Here is a 25,676-nt window from a genome sequence, read left to right as displayed (position 1 = left end):
CCGAGGCTGGGGATGCCTCATGCCGACCGTCTGCTTCATATCATGGGGCCTGTCGGCAGCCCATGTCCGAAGCGATGCGAAGCTGTCGATGCGGCACGCTTGCCGCCTGACTGTGGCCGAGATGTGACCCGGCCATGACCGCGCCCGACCAAGGCCTGCTATCGACGCGCTGCCGGGCGGGTCGCGGTCCGCGCGGCAAAGAATTGTTCCACGGCCTTGCCGACCGATTCCGCGGTCCGCTCGCGCCAGATGGCCGATGTCAGCATCTCGACGTCACGCCTGCTCGACACGAAGCCAAGCTCGACCAGCACCGAGGGAATGTCGTGGGCGCGCAGCACCTGGAATCCGGCCGAGCGCAGCGGCAGCCGGTGCATCCGGGTGACGTGGCGCATCTCGCCGGCCAGCGTCCGGGCGAAATTCGCCGAGAACATGCGGGTTTCGCGGCGCGTCAGGTCGATCAGGATATCGGCCACCTCGGAGGGCTCCTCCGAGAGATCGAGGCCCGCGATGGCGTCGGCCTTGTTCTCACGCTCGGCAAGCAGCTCGGAATCGGCATCCGATGCCCGGTCGGACAGGGTGTAGACGGTGGTGCCGCGCGCATTGTCGGCGGCACCCGAAATCGAATCGGCATGGACGGAGATGAACAAGGCGGCACGGGCCTCGCGGGCGATCCGCACCCTGTCGGCCAGCGGAATGAAGATGTCGCGGTCGCGGGTCATCAGCACGCGGTAGCGGCCGGTGGCGACCAGCTTGTCGCGCAGCACGCGGGCGAAATCGAGGACGATCATCTTTTCCTCGTCGCCGGTCGCGGCCGTGGCGCCCGGATCGATGCCGCCATGACCGGGATCGATGATGATCACGGGCGGACCATCCTGCACCTGGCCACGCAGGCTGGTGCGCGGAGCCGGGCTTTCCCGATCGCCGCGGCGGGCGAGATTGGAACCGGCGCGGTCTGCCTGGGCGCGGCGGAACCCGTCGACATCGGTGGTCTTCAGATCAATGACGAGGCGCGGCGGCTGGCCCTCGCGGGGGTCTTCCGCCGCGGCCCGTTCGATCACGGCCGGGCCGGTGAGGTCGATGACGATGCGCGACTTGCCGGGCGCGAACAGGCCGAAGCGGAACGCCTGGACGACGCCGGTGCGCTCGGTGCCGGTGTGCTGGGGAACCTGGAAATGGACCTCGTCGATGTCGACGATCACGCGATAGGGGTCGCCAAGGGCGAAGGCGCGGATTTCGACGGCCCGCGTCAGGTCGAGCGTCAGCCGGGTGCGGGGCCCCTCGGTTGTCACGGTGACCGCCGAGACCACAGCAGGGAGAGACGACCGCCCTGCCCGCGACGCCGGATCCCCGGCTCCCGTGCGGGTCGAGGCGGCGGTGGCGATCGCGCCGGTCGTGTCATTGGCGTCAGCAGGTCCCGGGTTCAGCCACAGGGCAGCCATGGCGACGATCGTCGCAGCAGCGGCGGACCTCATGGCAGCGGACGAGAACATGGGCCTCGATCGGTTCGCGGATCAGCGTGATCACATCTGGACCGCATATCCCATAGAACGGCCCCGGTTAACTTGTCGTTAAGGATAGGCCGCACTTCGGGTGCGGGGCGTTGCAGGAGAGCAACGGCCATCATGATCTCTTGCCGCCAAACTGACGTGCAGCGTCAGGGTGAACCGCCGGCAATCCCTGCGGCGAAAGTGTGGATTTCACGCCACAGTTGAACCATAATTCGGCCGCGCCGCATCTGATCACGAGTTCGTGAACTGCCTTAGGGAGAGCGACAGGTCACCACTGAACATCTGGAATTTTCCTTTTGATTCAGCACAGGCAGCGCAGATGACGATCAAATCCGCCGATACGCATGCGTCGCAGACCGAAGGTTCGCTGGAAGGCTCGCTGAATGTGTCGCGCCGTCTGTTTCTTCTGGGCGCGCCCGCCATCCTGACCGGCTGCGTCGCCACCAGCGGGGGCGTCGGCTCCTACGCCAGCCGCCAGGAAGGCTCGATCACGCTTCCCGCCATGGACACGAGCGGCGTCAATCCGCGGTTCCTCCGCCAAGAAGTGGCCTATTCCGGCGGCGAGGCCCCCGGCACCATCGTGGTCCGCCCGGCGGAACGTCACCTCTATTTCGTCACCGGCCGCAGCACCGCCATCCGCTACGGCGTCGGCGTTGGCCGCCAGGGCGCTCTCTGGCACGGCCGGGCCGTCGTCGGCCGCAAGGGCTCCTGGCCGAACTGGACACCCACCGCCAGCATGATCGCCTACGACCCGCGCAACGCCCGCTATGCCGGCGGCATGCCGGGCGGCGTTGGCAATCCTCTCGGCGCCCGCGCGCTGTATCTCTATCGCGGCAGCCGGGACACGATGTACCGCCTGCATGGTACCAACGTGCCCTCCTCGATCGGCCAGGCCGTGTCGTCGGGCTGCATCCGGCTGTTCAACCACGACATCATCGACCTGCATGACCGTGCCCGCATCGGCACCCAGGTCGTCGTGCTGCAGGGTTGAGGCCGGCAGGCCGCAAGCGTGCTGGCGGACATCGGCGAAACGGCACGGTAACTTCGTGCCGTCTCCTTGTCGTCAATGCTTGCCAAGCCGGGTCTGAGGCCGCTACATAGTCGTGACACCGTCATGCGGGTATGGAGCGGCGTGTCGATCGAAGGCAGCCGAAGGTTTTTCCGAGGCCCCGATCCGAACGTTCCCAAAACCCCGCTCGTGGCGCCGCCAGGCATGCCTCGCCGGTGTCTCCCTTCGCCGCGCCCCGCCGGGGCTGCGTCGCACTTCGAAAAGGGTCTCGCCCATGTCGGGATCGACGGCAAAGCCGGGCTATCTGCCGACGATGGATCTCACGATCCGTCGCCTGTCGGCGAGCCTTGCCGTCCTCCCTTGCTCCGGGCTTCGATCCTTCCCTTCCACCGCATTGACGGCCGCGCGCCGGCGCCCGCTTGGCGCCGCCTTGGCAAGTTTGGCGAAGCGGGGCCCTGTCGGGCCGGCGCTCGCGGCCGCCCCAACGATCAAGAGCTCATCCGATGGCCAACAAGATGCTCATCGACGCCGCCCACCCGGAAGAAACCCGGGTCGTGGTGGTTCGTGGTAATCGCGTCGAAGAATTTGATTTCGAAAGCCAGTCCCGCAAACAACTGCGTGGCAATATCTATCTCGCCAAGGTAACGCGGGTCGAACCCTCGCTGCAGGCTGCCTTCATCGAGTATGGCGGAAACCGTCACGGCTTCCTCGCCTTCTCGGAAATCCATCCCGACTATTACCAGATCCCGGTCGCCGACCGTGAAGCGCTGCTGGCCGAGGAAGCCCGCGCCAATCACGACGAGGACGACGAGGAGGGTGGCCGTGGCGACCGCAACGGCAAGGGTGGCGGACGCCGCCGCCGCCGTCGTCCCAATGGCGCCCGCCCGCGCAACGAGGCCGCCAGCGCCAAGACCTCCGATGCCGTGACAGGCGAGGCGGAAGAAGGCGAGACCGAGGGCGACGAGATCGAGGTCACCGCCGGCGACCAGCAAGAAGGTGGCGACGAGAAGTCCGAGACCTCCAGCGACGCGGAACCCGCGGGCACGGCTGACGCCGGGCGCGATGACGATACCGGTCACGACGACGACGAGGACGAGAAGGACGACGAGGCCCGCGCCGAGGAAAACCAGGTCGAATCGGTCGGTGCCGGCGATGCCTTCGAGGACATGCCCGACCGGACCTTCCGCTCGCGCAAGCAGTACAAGATCCAGGAAGTGATCAAGCGCCGGCAGGTGATGCTGGTGCAGGTCGTGAAGGAAGAGCGCGGCAACAAGGGCGCGGCTCTCACCACCTATCTGTCGCTTGCCGGCCGCTATTCGGTGCTGATGCCGAACACCGCGCGCGGTGGCGGCATTTCCCGCAAGATCACCTCGGCCGCCGACCGCAAGCGGCTGAAGACCATTGCCGGCGATCTCGAGGTGCCCGAGGGCATGGGCGTGATCCTGCGCACGGCGGGTGCCAACCGCACCAAGACCGAAGTGAAGCGCGACTTCGAGTATCTCCTGCGCATGTGGGAGACCGTGCGCGAAACGACACTGAAGTCGCATGCGCCGACGCTGACCTATGAAGAGGGATCGCTGATCAAGCGGTCGATCCGTGACCTTTACAACAAGGATATCGAAGAGGTCCTGGTCTCGGGCGACGAAGGCTACAAGGAAGCCAAGGACTTCATGCGCATGCTCATGCCGAGCCATGCGAAGAACGTGAAGCCCTATCGCGAGCCGACGCCCTTGTTCGCCAAGTCCGGCGTTGAGGCGCAGCTCGATGCGATGTTCTCCAGCACGGTGCAGCTGAAGTCCGGCGGCTATATCGTCATCAATCCGACGGAAGCTCTGGTCGCCATCGACGTGAACTCGGGCCGTTCGACCCGCGAGCACAATATCGAGGACACGGCGCTCAGGACCAATCTGGAGGCCGCCGACGAGGTGGCGCGCCAGCTGCGCCTGCGCGACCTTGCCGGTCTGATCGTCGTCGATTTCATCGACATGGACGAGAACCGCAACAACCGGGCGGTCGAGAAGCGCATGAAGGATGCGCTGAAGAACGACCGGGCACGGATCCAGGTCGGCCGCATCTCGCATTTCGGCCTGCTCGAAATGTCGCGCCAGCGCATCCGCACCGGCGTGCTGGAGAGCTCGACCGAGGTCTGCGCGACCTGCGGCGGCCTTGGCCACGTGCGCTCCGTGTCGTCGGTCGCGTTGCATCTCCTGCGCTCGGTCGAGGAGCACCTGCTGCGCTCGTCGATGTTCGACGTCATCGTGCGCACCCGCACGGCAGTGGCGCTCTATGTGCTCAACAACAAGCGTGCCCATCTGCATGAACTGGAGACGCGCTTCCGCGTCTCGATCGACATTGCCGCCGACGAGACCATCACCGGCCAGCACATGTTCGCCATCGAGAAGGGCGAGCAGGTTCATACCCAGGAAACCGCCTACAAGCCGCCGGTGATCGCGCCGCTGCCGATCGATCCGGAAGATCTCATCGAGGACGAGGAGATCGAGGACGAGGTGGAGGAGACCGAAGCCACCGAGACGGAAGCGGCCGCCGAGCCGCGTGAGCGCAACCGCGAGCGCGATCAGGACCGTGACCGTCCCGACGATCCGGAAGGCAACGAGCGCCGCAAGCGCCGCCGCCGCCGCAGGCGCCGGGGTGGCCGCAATGGCGAGGGGCGCGACGAGGGCGGCGAGCCGCGCGTTGCCTCCGATGGCTCGCCTGCCGAAGCCGGCAGCGACGAGGATGGCGAGGACGACGAGGAGACCGGCGCCGAGGGCGAGGCCGTCACCACGCAGGAAGCCGATGATGGCGGCGAGAGCGAGCGCCGCAAGCGTCGCCGCGGCCGTCGCGGCGGCCGTCGCAACCGTGCCGACGAGGCCGAGGGGGAAGGCGCAGCCGAGGCGCAAGACGCTGTGGCCGCGGATGCGACCGGTGGCGATGCCATTGTCGAGAACGCAGCCGAAGCGGTCGAGGCCGGCGAGCCGGCAGCGGTCGCCGAAGAGGCTCCCCGTCATGCTGGTCGTCGTGGCCGCAAGCGCATCCCGATCGCGGAAGCGACCGATGGAGCCGAGCCGGCTGCACCAGTCGCGCCTGAGGCCGAAGTGGCCGCAGCTCCTGCCCCTGCGGCCCGCAAGCGCCGCACGCCGAAGGCCGAGGCGATTGCCGCCGAAGTCCCGGCTGCAGAGGTTGTGACCGCGCCTGCTCCCGTCGCACCTGCACCTGTGGCAGCGCCGGCTCCGGTCGCCGCAGCCCCGGTCGCCGTGGTCGAGGAGCCGGTGAAGCGTCGCCGCACTCCGGATCCGGAACCGGTCGAAGTGGCCAAGCCGGCAGAGAACCCGGCCGCGCGCCGCGCCGGCTGGTGGAGCCGCAAGGGCTGACGCTCGGCGATCCCGAGACAACAGACAAACGGCCAGGGTTTTCCCTGGCCGTTTTGATTCCGAGTCCTTCGACCAGGGCCGCAGGCTGACGCTCAACCGATCAGGCAGGCATGCCGGCCAGCGCGTCCAGTTCCGCATAGTCGGGCAAAGGGTCCATCACCCGCTTGCCCCGGCGCAGGACGATGCGATCAGCCTGCGGGCGGCACATGGCCTCGTTCAGCGTGCGCGCGGACAAGAGGATCATGTCGGCCGGCGCGCCAACGGCGATGCGCCCATGGCGCCCGGCGCCTGCAATGTCGGACGCCATCGGGCCTGCCATGGCGAGCGCCCGCGAGAACGGCTGATCGAGATGGAAGATGCGAACCGACTGGTGAAGCGTGTCGACCATGTCGTGATCGCCGAAGGGGAACCAGGCGTCCCGGCAATTGTCGCCGCCGATCGCGACCTTCAATCCCGCATCGAGAAGCTCCTGCGCCAGCGTCACACCACGCCAGCGCGGCGTGCGCCCGGGCTTTCGATCCTGCAGATAGATCATCGGGGTCGGCAGGGTCACGAAATCGAGGCCGGCATCGACCGAGCGGGCAATCGTCTCGCGGGCGACGTCGTCGGGCTGAAGGGCGAGCGATACGCAGTGCCCGCAGAGGACCCGTCCCTTGAACTTGGTACGCAGCACCGCCGCTGCGATCCGCGGCAGGGCAAAGGGATCGAGCGCCTCGGTCTGGTCGACATGCAGATCGACATCGAGCCCGCGCTCGGCGGCGGCCATCAGAAACGCGTCGAGCAGCCGATCCATCTCGGCGTCCCCTGCCCCCTCATAGACGCCCAGAGCATCGGTGACGCCACCGAGTACCCCGCCGGATTGCAGAACCAGATCCGCGAGGCGGTTGCCCCAGTCGGTGCGGAAGACGGCCAGCGGCGCCAAACCGACAGCCTGAAGATCGATGCGACCGGCCCATTCGTCGCGCATGGCGCGAAACACCTGGAAACTCCGCGGCGCGAGATGTTCGTGGGAATCCAGATGCGTGCGGATCATCGACACGCCGTGGACATAGGCGCATTGCAGGCCGAACCGCATGCGGGCCGCGATATCTTCCTCCGTCCAGAACTGGCGGTCGGCGATGGTCGCCCGTGCACCGCCCTCAAGCGTTCCGTCCGGCACCGCGCGGGGAATGACCTGGCCCTTGTCGAGATGGGTATGCACGTCGAGCAAGGTGGACCAGACCTGCCGTCCAGCAAGGTCGATGGCCGGACCATCGGCAGGCATGGATGCGCCTGCGGCGCTGATGTCCGCGACAAGGCCGTTGTCGATCAGCAGGTCGACGAGAAACGAGCCATCGGCGTCAGCCGGACCGAAGGCCGACGGCGCATGCAGGAAACAGCCGGGAATGCGTGCACGCCGCAGCACATAGCGGCCGCCTGGGACGACGAGTTCGGCATGCCGTGTCATGGGTCGCTCCCGCGAGAGATGGGCCAGGTCAGGCTGGCGGCAAGGCGAGGCCCGTACCGAGCAGGCTGGTGTCGAAGGCGCGCCGCCAGTAGTCACCGCGCGGGACGATCTCGGAGCTTGCCATCGTCTCATAGATGGCGGCCCAGCGCTCCGCCGTCATGAAGCCGATGCCGCGCCGCCCCTCGCCGCCATGAATGAGCTCGCGCTCCTTGATGACCTTCAGGGAGTTGGCAATGATCTCGTCGGTCAGCCGGTCATTGACGCTCTTGATCAGGGCGAGCCCCGGCGCCGGGTCGCCGAACAGGAAATCGCGCCAACCCTCGCTGACAGCCTGGACGAATCGCTGCGCCACATCGCGGCGGGTCTCCAGCGTCTCGCGGCGCATGGTGATGATCCCGCCGAAATCGTTGAAGCCGTGATCGGCGAACAGGAAGACGACCGGTTCGATCCCGGCCTGCCTGACCTGGTTCGGCTCGTAGGTGATGAAGCCCTGCTGGATCGCCTGGGGATTGGCGACGAAAGGACCGAGATTGAACGTGTAGGGCCGGATCTGATCGTCGGTGTAGCCATATTTGGCCTTAAGCCAGCGCCAATAGCCATTGCGCGCCAGGCCGGAAATCAGGATCGGCTTGCCGCGCAGGTCCTCCAGCGACTTCACCCCTGAGGCGGCATGGGCCACGAGGATCTGCGGGCTCTTCTGATAGATCGCCGCAACCGTCACCAGCGGCACATCCGAGTGGGCGTAATTCAGCGCCTCGATGGAAGAGGAGATCATCACGCCATCGAGACGGCCCGCGACGAGGAGCTGCGGGTTGTTCAGCTGCGGTCCCCCCGCCTGAATTGTCACATCCAGCCCATACTTGCGGAAAATGCCCGCGGCCTCGGCGTGATAGAACCCGCCGCGCTCGACATCCGGCAGCCAGTTGGTGCCGAACACGAAGCGATCGCGCGCCTGCTGCCCCAGTGCCGGCGCCGCGACACTGCCTGCAACTGCGGCAATCGCAGTCCGCCGCGTGACTGAGAATGTCATCCCTTGCTCCGTTTGCAGCCGAAATCCATCCAGCAGGGCGAAAAGCCTCGCCCATTATCGCGGTCGCGAAATCCGTGCCAGATGCGAGGCCGGTCGGGCCGTTTACCGGCAGGAGCAGGTGGCGCCGGGCTGCATGTTGTTGCGGCGGGCGAAATTCTGGGCGTCGGACAGATAATTGAACTGGCCGAACGCGCAGATGCCGGAGCCGCGTGCGATGCGCATCTGATCGAAGGACCGGCTGTCGATCTCGATTCTGTTGTTGGCGCAATAGACCCCATAGGCAAGGGCGCCCGAAGTCGAGGCGATCAGGCCAGCCAGAGCAATGCCCGATCCGATGATGGTGGTGAAGCGGCGCATGGTGTGTCCTCCCGCCCGCCAGACTAGCGCAAGCATGCCGCAGGGGAAGAGCTTCTTGGTCTAAAACAACAGACCAACGCAAAGGGCCGCCTCACGGCGGCCCCCACGTCGTGACGATATGCGGAAATTACTGGCTGAGAGCCTTTTCCATCGCGGTCGCCAGCGGCGCGGTCGGGTTCTTCTTGCAATAGGCCTCGATGGCGGCATCGGTCGGCTCGGGGGCCGGCAGTGCGGTGCCGGAGGCCCGCATGGCGGTGCGCATCTCTTCGAGCGTCTTGAGGTAGCCGGCGCAGGTGTCGGCGCCTTGCGCCATGGTGGCGCCGGAGAGCCCAACGAGCAGGGCGAGGGACAGGATCGATTTCATGGGAAGGCACTTTCTGATGTGTGGCCAGGGGGGGATTCTCGGCCGGCTCGCCTTCTGCGCCTCCCCGCCGGGGAAAGCCATCAGCAAGTCATGCAGAGCTGCCGCTTCCCGGCATGCCATCCCGTCGGCTAGACATCTCGTCCGATCGATGAAAGGCCGAAGATCTTGCCCGCCCGCCCGCTCGTCATGTTCCCCGATCCCCGCCTCCGGCAGAAGGCCGAGCCCATCGACGTCTTTGACGAGGCTCTGGCGACCCTTGCCCAGGACCTGATCGACACGCTGGTGGCAGCCCCGGCCATCGGTCTCACCGCCTCGCATTTCGGTGTCGCCAAGCGCCTTGTGGTGATCCGCCTCGCCGACGATGCGATCATGCGGGTCTATGCCAATCCGGTGATCGTCTGGACCTCACCCGAATTGAAGACCGAGACGGAAGGCAGCGTCTCGATGCCCGGCATTTCCGAACAGATCGAGCGGCCGGCCCGCATTGGGCTGACCTGGCAGGACTTGTCCGGCAAGCCTCAGGAGGGCGAGGCAGAGGGATTCCTGGCGGTTGTCCTGCAGCACGAGATCGACCAGCTCGACGGCATCTTCTGGATCGACCGGCTGTCACGGCTGAAGCGCGAGCGTGCCGTGAAACGCTTCGAAAAGACCCGCAAGAAGGCCTGAGGCGTCGCCTCAGGCGAGCATGTCGCGCACCATCGGCATGACCTTCGTGCCGTAGAGCTCGATGCAGCGCATCAGCTTGTCGTGCGGCAGCGGCCCGGCGCTGTATTTCAGGTCGAAGCGCTGGATGCCAAGCGCCTTGGCGGTCGCCGCGATCTTGCGCGCCACCGTCTCCGGCGAACCCAGATAGAGCGAGCCATGCTCGATCTCCTGCTCGAACTCGGCCCGCTGCATCGGCGGCCAGCCGCGTTCGCCGCCGATCCTGTCACGCATGCGCTTGTAATCGGGGAAGAACTCGGCCCGCGCCTGCGCGTCGGTGTCGGCGACATAGCCCGGCGAGTGGACGCCAAGGGCCTGCGACGGCTCGCCCAGCTGGGCAAAGGCCCGGTGATAGAGGTCGACATAGGGGCGGAAGCGCTTGGGATCGCCGCCGATGATGGCGAGCATCATGGGCAGATTGTAGCGCGCGGCACGCACCACCGATTCCGGACTGCCGCCGACACCGATCCATGTCTTCAACCGGCCGGCCTCCATCGGCGGGAAGACGTGCTGGTTGGCGAGCGGCGGACGCGTCTGCCCCTCCCAGGTCACCGGCCCGCCATGGGCGAGTGCTGCGAACAGGTCGAGCTTGTCCTCGAACAGGGTCTCGTAATCGCTGAGCTGGAAGCCGAAGAGTGGGAAGGATTCGGTGAAGGATCCGCGCCCGAGAATGACCTCGGCGCGGCCGTTGGAGACCGCATCCAGTGTCGAGAAGCGCTGGAACACACGGATCGGATCGTCTGAGCTCAACACTGTGACAGCGGACCCAAGCCGGATGCGGCTGGTCCGAGCGGCGATGGCGGCAAGGGCCACTTCGGGCGAGGAAATGGCAAAATCCGAGCGGTGGTGCTCACCAAGCCCGATGAAGTCGATGCCGAGCTGATCGGCGAGCACGGCCTCCTCGACGACATTGCGGATCACCTGGGCATGAGGCAGCAGGCTGCCATCCGGGCCGGATGTGACATCGCCGAACGTGTCGAGACCGAGTTCCAGATCCTGTGCCATGCGCTTGTCCGTTCCAGCAGGATGAAGAGCGGCACATGGGGGCGCACTTGTGCCCGACGCAACCCCGCATTCCTGCAAGCGTGGATTTCAGGCGCGCACGGCTCGCGATCCGGAGAGATGCATTGGCAGGTCCTGCGCTTTTCTGTGGGCATCCGGTGCAGCGTTGGCCGCACGCCGCCCATCGCGTTGTCACAAGGCGCGGGGAGACCTAAGCACAAGGTGGTGCAGCTCTTTCGAGCGCGCCACAGGCCGAGGATGAGAGCGCCCACCATGGGGACAGCGTTGGTGACCGGCGGCGCCGGCTTTGTCGGAAGCCATGTCTGCGACCGGTTGCTGGCCGAAGGCCATGCCGTCGTCTGCCTGGACAATCTGATGACCGGCCGGCTCTGCAATATCGAGCCGCTGCTGAACCATCCGGCCTTCACCTTCGTGCAGGCGGATGTGCGGACGTTTCAACCCGACCGCCGGGTCGACGAGATCTGGAACCTGGCCTCGCCCGCCTCGCCGCCGCATTACCAGCGCGATCCGGTCGGCACGCTGATGATCAACGTGGTCGGCACCGAGGCCATGCTCGCCTGGGCCAGGCGCGATGGCGCCCGGTTCTTCCAGGCCTCCACCAGCGAGGTCTATGGCGACCCCTCTGTCCATCCGCAGACCGAGGCCTATTGGGGCAATGTCAATTCGACCGGTCCCCGCGCCTGCTACGATGAGGGCAAGCGGGCCGCCGAGGCGCTATGCTTCGACTACCGGCGCACCTATGGCACCGATGTCCGGGTCGTCCGCATCTTCAACACCTATGGTCCCCGCATGGACCCGCTGGATGGGCGGGTCGTATCCAATTTCCTGATGAAGGCACTGGCCGGGGAGCCGCTCGAACTCTATGGCGACGGCAGCCAGACGCGCTCGTTCTGCTATGTCGACGATCTCGTCGAGGGCTTCTTCCGGATGATGCGCTCGGCCCAGCCGATCGACGGACCGGTCAATCTCGGCAATCCCGGCGAGTTCACCATCCGGGAACTCGCCGATGCGGTGCTGGAGCTGACGGGATCACGGTCTCCCCTCGCCTTCCGGCCGCTGCCGACCGACGATCCGAAGCAGCGCTGCCCTGACATCACCCGTGCCCAGGCCCTGCTCGGCTGGACCCCCAAGGTGCCGCTTGCCGAGGGTCTCGCCCGCTGCCTGCCCTATTTCGCCGGCCTCGCGCGGCCGTCATGAGCGCGACGACAAGTGCGCCTACCGCTCGAAGCCAAGCGGTAGCGCCTGATTCCGGGGAGTTCAGCTGATGCGTTGCAAGATCACGGTGATCGGCACCGGCTATGTCGGGCTCGTGACGGGCACATGCTTCGCCGAGATCGGCCATGAGGTGATCTGCGTCGACAAGGACGCGCGCAAGATCGGCATGCTGGAAAGCGGCCGCGTGCCGATTTACGAGCCCGGCCTCGAGGACATGGTCGAGCGCAACATGAAGGCCGGGCGCCTGAGCTTCAGCCTCGACCTCGCCGAGAGCTGCAGGGATCGCGATGCGATCTATATCGCCGTCGGCACGCCGAGCGATCCGGAGACCGGGCGCGCCGACCTCTCCCAGGTCCATGGCGCCGCCGAGGAAATTGGCCGGGCGCTCAGCCAGTTCTCGGTCATCATCACCAAGTCGACGGTGCCGGTCGGCACCAACCGCATGGTCGCCGAACTCGCCCGCGCTGTCGCAGCCTCGCCCGATTTCGTCGCCGTGGCCTCGAACCCGGAATTCATGCGCGAGGGTGCTGCGATCTCCGACTTCATGGAGCCGGACCGGGTGGTGATCGGCGTCGAGGACCCGCGCGCCAGCACCATCATGCAGCGCATCTACGCGCCGCTGGTGGAAGCCGAGGTGCCGATGCTGGTGACCGGCATCGAGACCGCCGAGATGATCAAATATGCCGCCAACAGCTTCCTCGCGACCAAGCTCAGCTTCATCAACGAGGTTTCCGATCTCTGCGAGGCCGTTGGCGCCAATATCGAGGAGGTGGCGCGCGGCATCGGCCTCGACAAGCGGATCGGCCTGCCGTTCCTGAAGGTCGGGCCCGGCTGGGGTGGCTCATGCTTCCCGAAGGACACGCTGGCTTTCCAAATGACGGCGCAGGATGCCGGCGTACCCGCCCGCATCATCGGTGCCGCGATCGCCGCCAATGACGCCCGCAAGGCTTCGATGGCCGACCGCGTGCTGGCGGCCTGCGGCGGCAGCCTCGAGGGCAAGAAGGTCGCGGTGCTGGGCGTCACTTTCAAGGGCCAGACCGACGACATGCGCGAGAGCCCGAGCCTCAGCATCCTACCGCGGCTGATCGCGATGGGTGCGAGCGTCGATGCCTATGATCCGGCCCAGCCGCGCGATGCCCAGGCGCTGCTCGGCGATGTCCGCCTTGTCGCCGATCCGCTGGACGCGGTCGCAGATGCCGACGTTCTGGTGGTCGTGACCGAGTGGAAGGTGTTCCGGTCGTACGATCTCGCAACACTTGCCAGCCGGATGCGCACCAAGACCCTGGTCGACCTGCGCAACCTGTTCAGCCCGGCTGAAGCCGAACAGGCGGGTTTTGCCAGCTATTCCGCCCTGGGACTATCGACCAAGGCCAACTGATCCCGATCAGCGGCTGGCGCCAGAGCGGCGCAGCAGCGAGGTCGCGTGCGGCCAGAGCCGGCTGTCGGCCTCCAGAGGATCGCGCCGGTCAATCTCGGCAAGGCGGACGCGATAGGCCTCCTCGTAGTCCGGCACCCAGGAGATTTCCACGCCCTCGTGGTCATGGGCGATGCCGGCATTGAGATAGGATTCGAGATTGCGCAGATCAGGCTCGGGCATGGTTCCCGCCTGATAGTCCGCGATCATGCTGCGGTAGAGATCGCCGATGGAGCGGACCAGCAGCTCCTGATCGAACAGCGCGCAGCTGTCGCGGCCGGCCGCCAGGCGGGCCTTGATCTCGGCGAGAGCCGCCGGATCATTGGCGAGTTCGATGGCGCGCGCGACATAGGCTTGCGGGTCGTTGACGACGAGATCGGGAAGCCCGGCCGAGCGGACCAGGCTGCCGCAGACCCGCGAGGCAAAGCTGCGCCCTGACAGCGTCAGCACGGGCACGCCCATCCACAGTGCATCCGAGGCGGTGGTGTGCGCGCCATAGGGCAAGGCGTCGAGGAACAGGTCGGCCAGCGGATAGCGTGCGAGATGCAGCGGATTGGCGAGCTTGGGCGCATAGATCAGCCGCGACGCCTCGATGCCGTTCGCCTCGAACCGCTGCGCAAGCTCGCGCTTCGCCTGCGCCGAGCAGTCGAGCATCCACATGACGCTGTTCGGCACCGCCTTGAGGATCGCGATCCAGCGATCGAGTGTGAAGGCGGTGATCTTGTGAAGCGCATTGAAGCTGCAGAAGACGAACTTGTCGTCCGGCAGGCCCCGCTCCGCGCGCGTCGTCGGCTCGCCCACCACGCGCTTGCGATCATTGGGCTGGTAGCACGGCAGACGCAGCACCTTTTCCGAGAAATAGCTCTCGGATCCCTCGGGGATGATCCAGGGGTCGGCGATGACGTAATGATGGAAGGAGCTGGCCATCGTGCCGGGAAAGCCCAGCCAGTTGACCTGGATCGGCGCCGGACGGCGCGCAAATACGCCAAGCCGGGCATCCCGCGTGTGGCCGTTCACGTCCACCAGGATATCGAGGCCGTCGGCTGCGATACGGGCAGCGGCGGCGTCATCACCGAGGGTGCGGATATCAACCCAGTGCTCGACCGCATCCTGGATGCGGGTGGTCATGGCCGACGTCGGCGCAGCACCGGTGAAATAGGCGAAGACCTCGAAATCCGCCCGCTCCTGAAGCTCCAGGAACTCGGCCATCAGATAGCCGATGGCGTGGTCGCGCAGGTCGGACGAGAGATAGCCGACACGGATCCGGCGGCCCTTGAGGTCGATCGGTGCGTCGCGGCGATCGGACTCCCGTGGCAGCGGGCCGCTATTGTTCAAGAGGCGGCGGACATAGCCGTGAGCGGAGGCCAGCTGCAGCAGCGGGTCGTCGGTGAAGGCTGCAACGCTCAGCGGATGGAACCGCTTGAGCATTGCCTTGCCGTCCAGGGCCTCGATCTGAGTTAGGACCGGCCGGCGCCATTCCCGCATGCGCAGTGCCAGGAACTGCTCGAGCGCGTCATCCTCGGACGGTGACAGGCCGAGGCAGCGCGACAACGCCTGTTCCGCCTGTTCCGGCTCCTCGCGATCCATGTGGACGCGGGCGATCTGCTTGAGCGCGGTGATGGCGTGGATGACCGACTGGCCCGTCATCGGCAGCGGCCGGTTGATGCCGGTGTACCAGATCTGCAGCGCCTTGTCGGCCTGCTGAGCCCGCTCGAAGAAACGGCCGAGGTTGATATAGGCGCCGACAAAGTCGGGATTGACCTCGATGACCCGTTGCAGCGACTTGATGCCGCCCGTGACGTCGCCAAGATCGCCCTGGATCACCGACAGGTTGAACAGGGCCGCGAACAGCAGCGGATGGGTGGGATTGGCCTCGATCCAGCCCTGATAAAGGTGACAGGCAGCCGTTGTCTGACCCTGCTGGGTCAACAGGTTGACGGCGTGCACCAGTTGCGGAAGCGCGAGGGACTCGTGCCCGGGAAGTTGCTGTCCACTCATCGCGTACACACCGACACGTCACCGCCAAGACGAGACCCAGATGGTGCTGGCGGCCGCTAGGCCGCTGGCATCATATGGCATTGCTCCGAACTTCCCGCCCTGCCCGATCAGGAGACCGAGAGATAGGCGAGGATCTGATCCTCGGTGAACTGGCCGATCTGGGTGTCCGTGAAGCCAGCGGTCTGGGTCGAGGTCATCGCACTGATCGACGTTGCTGCGAGCGAACCGATCTGGGTCGTCGTCAGCAGGCCGATGGTGGTCGATGCCAAGGCCCCCACACCGGTGGATGTCAGGCCGGCGATCGCGGTCGTGGAGATGGCCCCGACCTGCGTGGCATTCAGCGACCTCAGCTGGGTCGACGTGAACTCGCCGATCCTGGTTTCGGACAAGGCGCCGATCTCGGTCGTCGTCAGGCCACCAACCTGCGTGGAGCTGAGGCCGGAGAGCTGCGTGCTCGACAACTCGTTGAAGTTGGTCGAACCGAGCCCGCCGATCTGCGTCGCGGTGAGACCGCCAAGCTGCGTCGAGGTGAACTCGCCGACATCGGTGGTGGTCAGCGACGACAGCTGCGTCGTCGTCAGGCTGGAGATCTGCGTGGTCGAGAGCCCACCGATCTGCGTGCTGGTGAGGACGTTCAGGCTTGTCGTATCCAGCGCGTTCAGCTGAGTGGTCAGCAGCGCACCGACCTGTGTCGAAGTCAGGCCGCCGAGCGCGGTCTCGTTGAGGCCATCGATCTGGGTGGTCGTCAGGCTCTTGACCTGCGTGGTGGTCAGGCCGGCGAGCGCCGTTGTCGAGAGCGTATTCAGCGAGGTCGTGCTCAAGCCACTGACCTGGGCGGTCAGCAGACCCTCGACCTGCGTTGCCGCAAGGCCGCCGAGTGCGTCGGTCGACAGCGCGTTCAGCTGGGTTGCCGAGAGACCACGCAGCTGCGTGGAACTCAGCTCCCCGACATCGCCGGTCGACAGAGCGGCGAGCTGGGTCGTCGACATGCCCGCGATCTGGGTCATGCCGAGGGCCGAGACCTGGGTCGAGCTCAACTCATTGAAGTTCGAGGACCCCAGCGCGCTGATCTGTGCGCCGGTGAACCCACGGAGCTGTGTGGAACTCAGTTCGCCGATATCGGTGGTGGCAAGACCGGAAACCTGCGTCGTGGTCAGCCCACCGAGCTGGGTCGACGAGAGGCCGGAGACCTGCGTGGAGGTCAGGCCGCTGACATTGGTCGAGGTCAGCGAGGCGATCTGGGTATTGGTCAGACTGCCCAGCTGGGTCGAGGTCAGGCCGCTGACCGCCGTCTCGTTGAGACCGGCGAGCTGTGTCGTCGTCAGGCTGCGCGCCTGGGTCGTCGACAGGCCGCCGACCGCGGTGGAGGTCAGGGCGTTCAGCGAGGTCGTGGTGAGGCCAGCCACCTGCGTGGTGGTCAGCGCCGAGGCCTGCGTGGTGCTCAGGCCGCCAAGCGCATCGGTCGACAGGCCGTTGAGCTGCGTCGTCGAGAGACCGGTCAGCTGCGTTGCTGCGAAGTCGGCGACATTGGCCGCATCAAGGCCGCTCAGCTGCGTGGCGGTCAGGCCACTCACCTGAGTGGAGGTCAAGCCAGACAGCTGCGTCGAGGTCAGCTGGTTCAGGTTGGTGGAGCCAAGGGCGCCAACCTGCGTGGAGCTGAGGCCACGAAGCTGGGTGGAGGTCAGCTCGTCGATATCGGTCGTCGCCAGACCGGAGACCTGTGTCGTCGTCAGGCCACCGACCTGGGTCGAGGTGAGGCCCGCAGCCTGCGTCGTGGTCAGGCTGTCCAGATTGGTCGAACTCAGAGCAGCGACCTGCGTGTTGGTCAGTGTGCCGATCTGCGTCGAGGTCAATCCAGCGACCGCGGTTTCGGTCAGGCCGTCGATCTGCGTGGTCGTCAGGCTGCGCGCCTGCGTTGTCGTCAGGCCGCCAATCGCCGTGGAGGTCAGGGCGTTCAGCGAGGTGGTCGTCAGGCCCGCCACCTGGGTAGTGGTGAGAGCCGAGGCCTGCGTGGTGCTCAGACCAGCGATGGCGTCGGTCGAGAGCGTGTTCAGCTGGGTCGTCGAGAGGCCGGTCAGCTGGGTCGCCGCGAAGTCGGCAATGTTGGTTGCGTCGAGGCCGCTAAGCTGGGTGGTCGTCAGCCCGGAGACCTGAGTGGAGGTCAGGCCGGACAGCTGCGTCGAGGTCAGCTGGTTCAGGTTGGTCGAGCCGAGTGCGCCGACCTGGGTCGAGGTCAGGCCACGAACCTGCGTCGAGGTCAGTTCGTCGATGTCGCTGGTGGCGAGACCGGCGACCTGGGTCGTCGTCAAGGCGCCGACCTGGGTCGAGCTGAGGCCCGAAACCTGGGTCTGCGTCAGGCCGCTGACATTCGTCGAGCTCAGCGCCGCAACCTGGGTATTGCTCAGGCTGCCGAGCTGGGTCGAGGTCAACCCTGCGACCGCCGTCTCGTTGAGACCGGCTAGCTGGGTCGTCGTCAGCGCGCGGGCCTGGGTCGTCGTCAGGCCGCCGACCGCAGTGGACGTGAGCGCGTTAAGCGCGGTGGTGGTGAGACCCGAGACCTGGGTCACCGAGAGGGTCGAGGCCTGGGTGGTCGAAAGGCCGCCAAGTGCGTCGGTCGACAGGCCATTCAACTGCGTGGTCGAGAGACCGATCAGCTGGGTGGCCGCGAAGTCGGCGATATTGGTTGCGTCGAGGCCACTCAGCTGGGTGGCGGTGAGACCCGAGACCTGCGTCGAGGTCAGGCCGGAGAGCTGGGTCGAGGTCAGTTCGTTGAGGTTCGAGGAGCCGAGTGCGCCGACCTGGGTCGAGGTCAGGCCCCGGACCTGGGTCGAGGTCAACTCGCCGATATCGGTAGTGGCGAGACCGCCAACCTGAGTGGTCGACAGTCCGCCAACCTGGGTCGAACTCAGGCCGGACACCTGGGTCTGTGTCAGGCCGCTGACATTGGTCGAGCTCAGCGCAGCGACCTGGGTGTTGCTCAGGCTGCCAAGCTGGGTCGAGGTCAAGCCTGCGACCGCCGTCTCGTTGAGACCGGCAAGCTGGGTGGTCGTCAGGGCGCGGGCCTGCGTGGTCGTCAGACCACCGACGGCCGTCGAGGTCAGGGCGTTCAGGGAGGTGGTCGTGAGACCCGCCACCTGCGTTGTGGTGAGCGCAGATGCCTGCGTTGTGCTCAGGCCGCCAAGGGCGTCGGTCGACAGCCCATTGAGCTGGGTCGTCGAGAGGCCGGTCAGCTGGGTGGCTGCGAAGTCCGCGACATTGGTGGCATCAAGCCCGCCAAGCTGGGTCGCGTTGAGGCCCGAAACCTGCGTCGAGGTCAGACCGGAGAGCTGCGTCGAGGTCAGCTCGTTGAGGTTGGAGGAGCCGAGCGCGCCGACCTGGGTCGAGGTCAGGCCGCGAACCTGCGTCGAGGTCAACTCGTCGATGTCGGTCGTGGCGAGACCAGCGATCTGCGTGGTGGTCAGGCCGCCAACCTGCGTCGACGAGAGGCCGGACACCTGGGTCTGTGTCAGGGCACTCACATTCGTCTCTGTGAGCGAGCGCAGCTGGGTCGTCGAGAGGCTGCCGAGCTGGGTCGAGGTCAGGCCGGAAACCGATGTCTCGTTGAGGCCGGCCACCTGGGTGGTGGTCAGGCTGCGGGCCTGCGTCGTCGTCAGACCACCGACGGCTGTCGAGGTCAGGGCGTTCAGCGACGTCGTCGTGAGGCCGGCAACCTGGCCGGTGGTGAGGGCCGCCGCCTGCGTCGTGGTCAAGCCTGCGAGCGCATCTGTCGACAAGCCATTCAGCTGCGTGGTCGAGAGACCGGTCAGCTGGGTTGCCGCGAAGTCGGCGATATTGGTCGCGTCAAGGCCGCTCAGCTGCGTCGCGGTCAGGCCGGAGACCTGGGTCGAGGTCAGGCCGGAGAGCTGCGTCGAGGTCAGCTGGTTGAGATTGGTCGAACCGAGTGCCCCTACCTGCGTGGAGGTCAGGCCACGGGCCTGTGTCGAGGTCAGTTCGTCGATATCGGTCGTGGCGAGGCCAGAGACCTGCGTCGTGGTCAGCCCACCGAGCTGAGTCGACGAGAGACCGGAGACCTGGGTCTGCGTCAGCCCGCTGACATTGGTGGAGGAGAGCGCGGCGACCTGGGTATTGCTCAGGCTGCCCAGCTGGGTCGAGGTCAGGCCGGACACGGCCGTCTCGTTGAGACCAGCGAGCTGCGTGGTCGTCAGAGCGCGAGCCTGTGTCGTGGTCAGGCCACCGACGGCGGTCGAGGTGAGCGTGTTCAGCGATGTGGTGGTCAGACCAGCGACCTGCGTCGTGGCCAGCGCTGCCGCCTGAGTGGAGGACAGGCCGCCGAGTGCGTCCGCCGAGATGGCATTCAGCTGGGTGGTCGACAGACCGGTCAGCTGGGTTGCCGCGAAGTCCGCAATATTGGTGGTGTCGAGACCGCCCAGCTGCGTCGCCGACAGGCCGGAGACCTGGGTCGAGGTCAGGCCGGAGAGCTGCGTCGAGGTCAGCTCGTTGAGGTTCGAGGAACCGAGCGCACCGATCTGGGTCGAGGTCAGGCCGCGCACCTGGGTCGAGGTCAGTTCGCCGATATCGGTCGTGGCGAGGCCAGAGACCTGCGTCGTGGTCAGGCCACCGAGCTGGGTCGACGAGAGACCGGAGACCTGGGTCTGCGTCAGCCCGCTGACATTGGTGGAGGAGAGCGCGGCGACCTGCGTGTTGCTCAGGCTGCCAAGCTGGGTCGAGGTCAGACCAGACACGGCCGTCTCGTTGAGGCCGGCAAGCTGGGTCGTCGTCAGGCTGCGGGCCTGGGTCGTCGTCAGGCCGCCGACGGCGGTCGAGGTGAGCGCGTTGAGCGAGGTGGTGGTCAGACCAGCCACCTGTGGCGTGGTCAGCGCTGCCGCCTGAGTGGAGGACAGGCCGCTGAGTGCGTCGGTCGAGAGGCCGTTCAGCTGGGTGGTCGAAAGGCCGGTCAGCTGGGTTGCCGCGAAGTCCGCGATGTTGGTGGTGTCGAGACCGCTCAGCTGCGTCGTCGACAGGCCGGAGACCTGGGTCGAGGTCAGGCCCGACAGCTGGGTCGAGGTCAGTTCGTTGAGGTTGGAGGAACCGAGTGCGCCGACCTGGGTCGAGGACAGGCCACGCACCTGGGTCGAGGTCAGTTCACCGATGTCGGTGGTGGCGAGGCCAGAGACCTGCGTCGTGGTCAGGCCACCGAGCTGGGTCGACGAGAGACCGGAGACCTGGGTCTGCGTCAGCCCGCTGACATTGGTGGAGGAAAGGGCCCCGATCTGCGTGTTGGTCAGGCTGCCAAGCTGGGTCGAGGTCAGGCCCGACACCGCCGTCTCATTGAGACCAGCGAGCTGCGTGGTCGTCAGAGCGCGGGCCTGTGTCGTGGTCAGGCCACCGACGGCGGTCGAGGTGAGGGCGTTGAGCGAGGTGGTGGTGAGACCAGCCACCTGAGGCGTGGTCAGCGCTGCCGCCTGAGTGGAGGACAGGCCGCCGAGTGCGTCGGTCGACAGCCCGTTCAACTGCGTCGTCGACAGACCGGTCAGCTGGGTTGCCGCGAAGTCCGCGATGTTGGTCGTGTCGAGACCGCTCAGCTGCGTCGCCGACAGCCCGGAGACCTGGGTCGAGGTCAGGCCCGAGAGCTGGGTCGAGGTCAGTTCGTTGAGGTTCGAGGAACCGAGTGCGCCGACCTGAGTCGAGGTCAGGCCACGGACCTGGGTCGAGGTCAGCTCGCTGACATCGGTGGTGGAGAGCCCTGCGACCTGGGTCGTGGTCAGACCACCGACCTGGGTCGAGGTCAGGCCGGACGACTGGGTCTGCGTCAGGCCGCTGATATTGGTCGAGGAGAGCGCGGCGACCTGGGCGTTGCTCAGGCTGCCAAGCTGGGTCGAGGTCAGACCCGACACGGCCGTCTCGTTGAGGCCGGCAAGCTGGGTCGTCGTCAGGCTGCGGGCCTGGGTCGTCGTCAGGCCGCCGACGGCGGTCGAGGTGAGCGCGTTCAGCGAGGTGGTCGTGAGACCAGCCACCTGCGACGTGGTCAGTGCCGAGGCCTGCGTCGTCGAGAGGCCACCGAGCGCGTCGGTCGAGAGGCCGTTCAGCTGGGTGGTCGAGAGGCCGGTCAGCTGGGTGGCGGCGAAGTCCGCGACATTGGTCGCGTCAAGGCCGCTGAGCTGCGTCGCGTTCAGACCTGAGACCTGCGTGGAGGTCAGTCCGGACAGCTGGGTCGACGTCAGTTCGTTGAGGTTGGAGGAGCCGAGTGCGCCGACCTGGGTGGAGGTCAGGCCACGGACCTGGGTAGAGGTCAGTTCGTCGATATCGGTGGTGGCGAGACCGGCGATCTGCGTGGTGGTCAGGCCACCGACCTGCGTCGAGGTCAGGCCGGATGCCTGGGTCTGGGTCAGGCCGCTGAGATTGGTCGCGGTGAGCGAGCGCAGCTGGGTCGTCGACAGGCTGCCGAGCTGGGTCGAGGTGAGGCCGGAAACCGAGGTCTCGTTGAGGCCAGCCACCTGCGTGGTGGTCAGACTGCGGGCCTGGGTCGTCGTCAGTCCACCGACGGCTGTCGAGGTCAGGGCGTTCAGCGACGTCGTCGTAAGGCCAGCCACCTGGCCGGTGGTCAGGGCCGCCGCCTGCGTGGTGGTCAAGCCACCCAGCGCATCGGTCGAGAGGCCGTTCAGCTGGGTGGTCGAGAGACCGGTCAGCTGGGTTGCAGCGAAGTCGGTGATATTGGTCGCGTCAAGGCCGCTGAGCTGCGTCGCGGTCAGGCCGGAGACCTGAGTGGACGTCAAGCCGGAGAGCTGCGTCGAGGTCAGCTGGTTCAGATTGGTCGAGCCGAGCGCGCCAACCTGCGTGGAACTCAGGCCGCGCAGTTGCGTCGAGGTCAGTTCGTCGATGTCGCCAGTGGCGAGACCGGCGATCTGCGTGGTGGTGAGACCGCCCGCCTGGGTCGAGGTCAGACCGGACACCTGCGTCGAGGTCAGGCCACTGACATTGGTGGAGGAGAGCGCCGCGACCTGCGTGTTGGTCAGGCTGCCAAGCTGCGTCGAGGTCAGGCCCGACACGGCCGTTTCGTTCAGGCCGGCGAGCTGCGTCGTGGTCAGGCCACGCGCCTGGGTCGTCGTCAGGCCACCAACCGCGGTCGAACTCAGGGCGTTGAGCGAGGTCGTGGTCAGGCCGGCGACCTGGGCCACCGACAGAGCGGCGGCCTGGGTGGTCGAGAGGCCGCCCAGGGCATCGGTGGACAGGGCATTCAGCTGTGTCGTCGACAGACCCGTGAGCTGGGTCGCCGCGAAGTCAGCGATGTTGGTCGCGTCAAGTCCGCCGAGTTCGGTGGCGTTCAGACCGGCGACCTGGGTCGAAGTCAGCCCGGACAGCTGGGTGGAGGTGAGCTGATTGAGATTCGACGAGCCGAGCGCGCCAACCTGCGTGGAGGTCAGGCCGCGCACCTGGGTCGAGGTCAGATCGCTGACGTCGGTGGTGGAGAGGCCGGCGACCTGCGTGGTGGTCAGACCACCGACCTGGGTCGAGGTCAGGCCGGATGACTGGGTCTGCGTCAGCCCGCTGATATTGGTGGAGGAGAGCGCGGCGACCTGGGTATTGCTCAAGCTGCCGATCTGCGTCGAGGTCAGACCCGACACGGCGGTCTCGCTGAGGCCAGCGAGCTGCGTGGTCGTCAGCGCGCGCGCCTGGGTCGTGGTCAGACCACCAACCGCCGTCGATGTCAGTGCATTGAGCGAGGTCGTGGTCAGGCCGGCGACCTGGGCCACCGACAGGGCGGCGGCCTGGGTGGTTGAGACACCGCCGAGCGCGTCGGTCGAGAGGCCATTCAGCTGGGTGGTCGACAGACCGGTCAGCTGGGTCGCCGCGAAGTCGGCGATATTGGTGGAATCCAGGCCACCGAGCTGGGTGGCATTGAGGCCGGCAACCTGGGTCGAGGTCAGGCCCGAGAGCTGGGTCGAGGTCAGCTGGTTCAGATTGGTCGAGCCGAGCGCGCCAACCTGCGTGGAGGTGAGGCCGCGCAACTGGGTCGAGGTCAGTTCATCAATGTCGCCCGTGGCGAGACCGGCGATCTGCGTGGTGGTCAGGCCACCGACCTGGGTTGAACTCAAGCCGCCGACCTGGGTCTGCGTCAGGCCGCTGATATTGGTTTCGGTCAGCGACCGCAGCTGCGTCGTCGACAGGCTGCCCAGCTGGGTCGAGGTCAGACCCGACACGGCCGTCTCGTTCAGGCCGGCAAGCTGCGTGGTGGTCAGACCGCGAGCCTGGGTCGTGGTCAGGCCACCAACCGCCGTCGAGGTCAGGGAATTGAGCGAGGTCGTGGTCAGACCGGCAATCTGGGGCGTGGTCAGCGCGGCCGCCTGAGTGGAGGAAAGGCCTCCAAGAGCATCCGTCGCCAGGCCGTTCAGCTGGGTGGTCGACAGGCCGGTCAGCTGGGTCGCGGCGAAATCGGCGATGTTGGTCGAATCCAGACCGCTGAGCTGGGTTGTCGAGAGGCCGGAGACCTGGGTCGAGGTCAGGCCAGAAAGCTGGGTCGAGGTCAGCTGGTTCAGATTGGTCGAACCGAGCGCACCGACCTGCGTGGAGGTCAGGCCGCGGACCTGGGTCGAGGTCAGTTCATCAATGTCGGAGGTCGACAGGCCGGCGATCTGGGTGGTCGTCAATCCGCCGACCTGGGTCGAGGTCAGGCCCGACACCTGGGTCTGCGTCAGACCGCTGATATTGGTCTCGGTCAGGGCCCGCAGCTGCGTGGTCGCAAGGCTGCCGAGCTGGGTCGAGGTGAGACCGGAGACGGCGGTTTCATTGAGGCCGGCAAGCTGGGTCGTGGTCAGCGCACGCGCCTGGGTCGTGGTCAGGCCGCCGACTGCGGTCGAGGTCAGCGAATTGAGTGAGGTCGTGCTCAGGCCGGACACCTGCGTGACGGCGAGGCCAGCCGCCTGCGTGCGGGACAGGCCACCAAGGGCGTCCGTCGACAGGGCATTCAGCTGCGTGGTCGACAGGCCGGTCAGCTGGGTCGCCGCAAAGTCGGCGATGTTGGTGGCATCAAGGCCGCCAAGCTGGGTTGCCGTGATGCCGGCGACCTGCGCCGACGACAGGCCGGACAGCTGGGTCGAGGTCAGTTCGTTGAGGTTCGACGAGCCAAGTGCCCCGATCTGCGTGGAGGTGAGGCCGCGAACCTGGGTCGAGGTCAGTTCGTCGATATCGCTGGTCGCGAGGCCGGCGACCTGGGTGGTGGTGAGACTGCCGATCTGGGTCGACGACAGGCCGGAGATCTGGGTCTGCGACAGACCGCTCAGATTGGTCGACGAGAGGGCGCGCAGCTGGGTGGTGGCGAGGCTACCGAGCTGGGTCGAGGTCAGACCGGTGACGGCCGTCTCATCAAGGCCCGAGAGCTGGGTGGTGGTGATGGTGCGCGCCTGGGTGGTCGACAGGCCGGCAATGGTGGTCGTCGACAGCGCATTGAACGAGGTGGTGGTCAGGCCCGCGACCTGCGTGGCGCCGAGGCCTGCGGCCTGGGCAACCGAGATGGCGGCGAGGCCGTCCGCCGTCAGTGCGTTCAGCTGGTCGGTGCTGAGGCCGCCGAGCTGTGTGGAGCTGAGCGCGCCGACCTGGGTCGCCTCGAAGGAGTTGATCTTGGTGGTGCTGAGGGCAGAGACCTGGGCGCGGCTGAGGGCGGCGATGTGGGTGGTGTCGAAGATGTCGAGCTGGGTCTCGGTGAAGGCTGCGACCTGCTGGCTGGAGAGGGCCACCAGCTGGGAGACCGCGAGGAGCAGGGAAGGCTTCAGGTTGGGCACCTGGGTGGCCGTGAGCCCCTTGACCTGCGTGGTATTGAGCGCCGCGACCTGGGTTTCGCTCAACACCGCGATGCCGCTGGTGCTGATCGCCCCGATCTGGGTGGCGCTGAGGCCCTGGATGTCGGTGATCGAGAGAGAGGAGATGGCCGTGGTCGACAGCGCAGCAATCTGCGTGACGCTAATATTCGAAATCGCCATGTCCACCCTCCAGATGCAGCCACCGCTGCACGGCCCACAATCCCTGGTGCCGGAGGCGTCGAACCGGATTTTGCTATGTCCGTCCGAACTGGCCGGAACCTTATGTCTACCCGACTACCGTCAGGCACTCGACACTCAGATCCAAGCCGCCGCCATGGTCCCTTAAAGAATTGCGTGCTGCCCCAAAGAACCCATGATGCGGGTTCTACTTTACCGATGCGGATATAGCTGCGATTCTGCAAGCCATTGCAACAGGCCCGGATA

At 66.5% G+C, this 25,676-nt stretch carries 13 protein-coding genes; 5 read left to right on the top strand and 8 right to left on the bottom strand.

Annotation, left to right across the window (positions count from 1 at the left end; genetic code table 11):
- Positions 1–158: 158 nt before the first annotated feature.
- Positions 159–1,439, bottom strand: a complete 1,281-nt coding sequence (locus tag E8L99_RS14395; RefSeq protein WP_168201683.1) for an N-acetylmuramoyl-L-alanine amidase — start codon at positions 1,437–1,439, stop codon at positions 159–161.
- Positions 1,440–1,887: 448 nt separating this feature from the next.
- Between E8L99_RS14395 and E8L99_RS14390 the strand changes: the two genes are divergently transcribed.
- Positions 1,888–2,499: a L,D-transpeptidase gene (locus tag E8L99_RS14390; RefSeq protein ID WP_391527493.1), complete on the top strand. Its 612-nt coding sequence runs from the start codon at positions 1,888–1,890 to the stop codon at positions 2,497–2,499.
- 521 nt (positions 2,500–3,020) lie between these two features.
- Positions 3,021–5,888: an Rne/Rng family ribonuclease gene (locus E8L99_RS14385; RefSeq protein WP_137100188.1), complete on the top strand. Its 2,868-nt coding sequence runs from the start codon at positions 3,021–3,023 to the stop codon at positions 5,886–5,888.
- Between the two features lie 100 nt (positions 5,889–5,988).
- Here E8L99_RS14385 and E8L99_RS14380 read toward each other — a convergent pair whose 3' ends face one another.
- From E8L99_RS14380 to E8L99_RS14365, 4 genes are all read right to left on the bottom strand, one after another.
- Positions 5,989–7,335: a cytosine deaminase gene (locus tag E8L99_RS14380; protein ID WP_137100187.1), complete on the bottom strand. Its 1,347-nt coding sequence runs from the start codon at positions 7,333–7,335 to the stop codon at positions 5,989–5,991.
- A gap of 28 nt (positions 7,336–7,363) precedes the next feature.
- Positions 7,364–8,365 (bottom strand): ABC transporter substrate-binding protein, encoded by a 1,002-nt coding sequence (locus E8L99_RS14375; protein ID WP_137100186.1) that lies wholly within the window; start codon positions 8,363–8,365, stop codon positions 7,364–7,366.
- Between the two features lie 102 nt (positions 8,366–8,467).
- Complete coding sequence (locus E8L99_RS14370) at positions 8,468–8,722, bottom strand: hypothetical protein (protein ID WP_137100185.1); 255 nt, start codon at positions 8,720–8,722, stop codon at positions 8,468–8,470.
- A 127-nt stretch (positions 8,723–8,849) separates the two neighbouring features.
- A complete protein-coding gene (locus E8L99_RS14365) occupies positions 8,850–9,086 on the bottom strand; it encodes a hypothetical protein (RefSeq protein WP_137100184.1) in 237 nt (78 codons plus the stop codon).
- Positions 9,087–9,251: 165 nt separating this feature from the next.
- On the opposite strand from E8L99_RS14365, the gene E8L99_RS14360 reads away from it, so the two are divergent.
- The gene (locus E8L99_RS14360) at positions 9,252–9,752 is read left to right on the top strand and encodes a peptide deformylase (RefSeq protein ID WP_137100183.1); all 501 of its coding nucleotides are present in this window, start codon (positions 9,252–9,254) and stop codon (positions 9,750–9,752) included.
- A gap of 9 nt (positions 9,753–9,761) precedes the next feature.
- Here E8L99_RS14360 and E8L99_RS14355 read toward each other — a convergent pair whose 3' ends face one another.
- Positions 9,762–10,793: an LLM class flavin-dependent oxidoreductase gene (locus tag E8L99_RS14355; protein ID WP_137100182.1), complete on the bottom strand. Its 1,032-nt coding sequence runs from the start codon at positions 10,791–10,793 to the stop codon at positions 9,762–9,764.
- Positions 10,794–11,063: 270 nt separating this feature from the next.
- Here E8L99_RS14355 and E8L99_RS14350 point away from each other — a divergent pair, with 270 nt between their 5' ends.
- Both E8L99_RS14350 and E8L99_RS14345 read left to right on the top strand, forming a co-directional pair.
- Complete coding sequence (locus tag E8L99_RS14350) at positions 11,064–12,008, top strand: UDP-glucuronic acid decarboxylase family protein (RefSeq protein WP_137100181.1); 945 nt, start codon at positions 11,064–11,066, stop codon at positions 12,006–12,008.
- Positions 12,009–12,075: 67 nt separating this feature from the next.
- Positions 12,076–13,404, top strand: coding sequence for a UDP-glucose dehydrogenase family protein (locus tag E8L99_RS14345; RefSeq protein ID WP_137100180.1), 1,329 nt, complete (start codon positions 12,076–12,078; stop codon positions 13,402–13,404).
- 6 nt (positions 13,405–13,410) lie between these two features.
- Here E8L99_RS14345 and E8L99_RS14340 read toward each other — a convergent pair whose 3' ends face one another.
- Both E8L99_RS14340 and E8L99_RS14335 read right to left on the bottom strand, forming a co-directional pair.
- Positions 13,411–15,369 (bottom strand): O-linked N-acetylglucosamine transferase, SPINDLY family protein, encoded by a 1,959-nt coding sequence (locus E8L99_RS14340; protein ID WP_168201682.1) that lies wholly within the window; start codon positions 15,367–15,369, stop codon positions 13,411–13,413.
- Positions 15,370–15,545: 176 nt separating this feature from the next.
- The gene (locus E8L99_RS14335) at positions 15,546–25,412 is read right to left on the bottom strand and encodes an S-layer family protein (RefSeq protein WP_137100178.1); all 9,867 of its coding nucleotides are present in this window, start codon (positions 25,410–25,412) and stop codon (positions 15,546–15,548) included.
- Between the last annotated feature and the right edge of the window lie 264 nt (positions 25,413–25,676).

It is taken from the genome of Phreatobacter aquaticus, assembly GCF_005160265.1.
Lineage (GTDB): Bacteria > Pseudomonadota > Alphaproteobacteria > Rhizobiales > Phreatobacteraceae > Phreatobacter > Phreatobacter aquaticus.
Note: the sequence above shows the minus strand (reverse complement) of the source record. Positions and strands in the feature narration are given on the sequence as shown.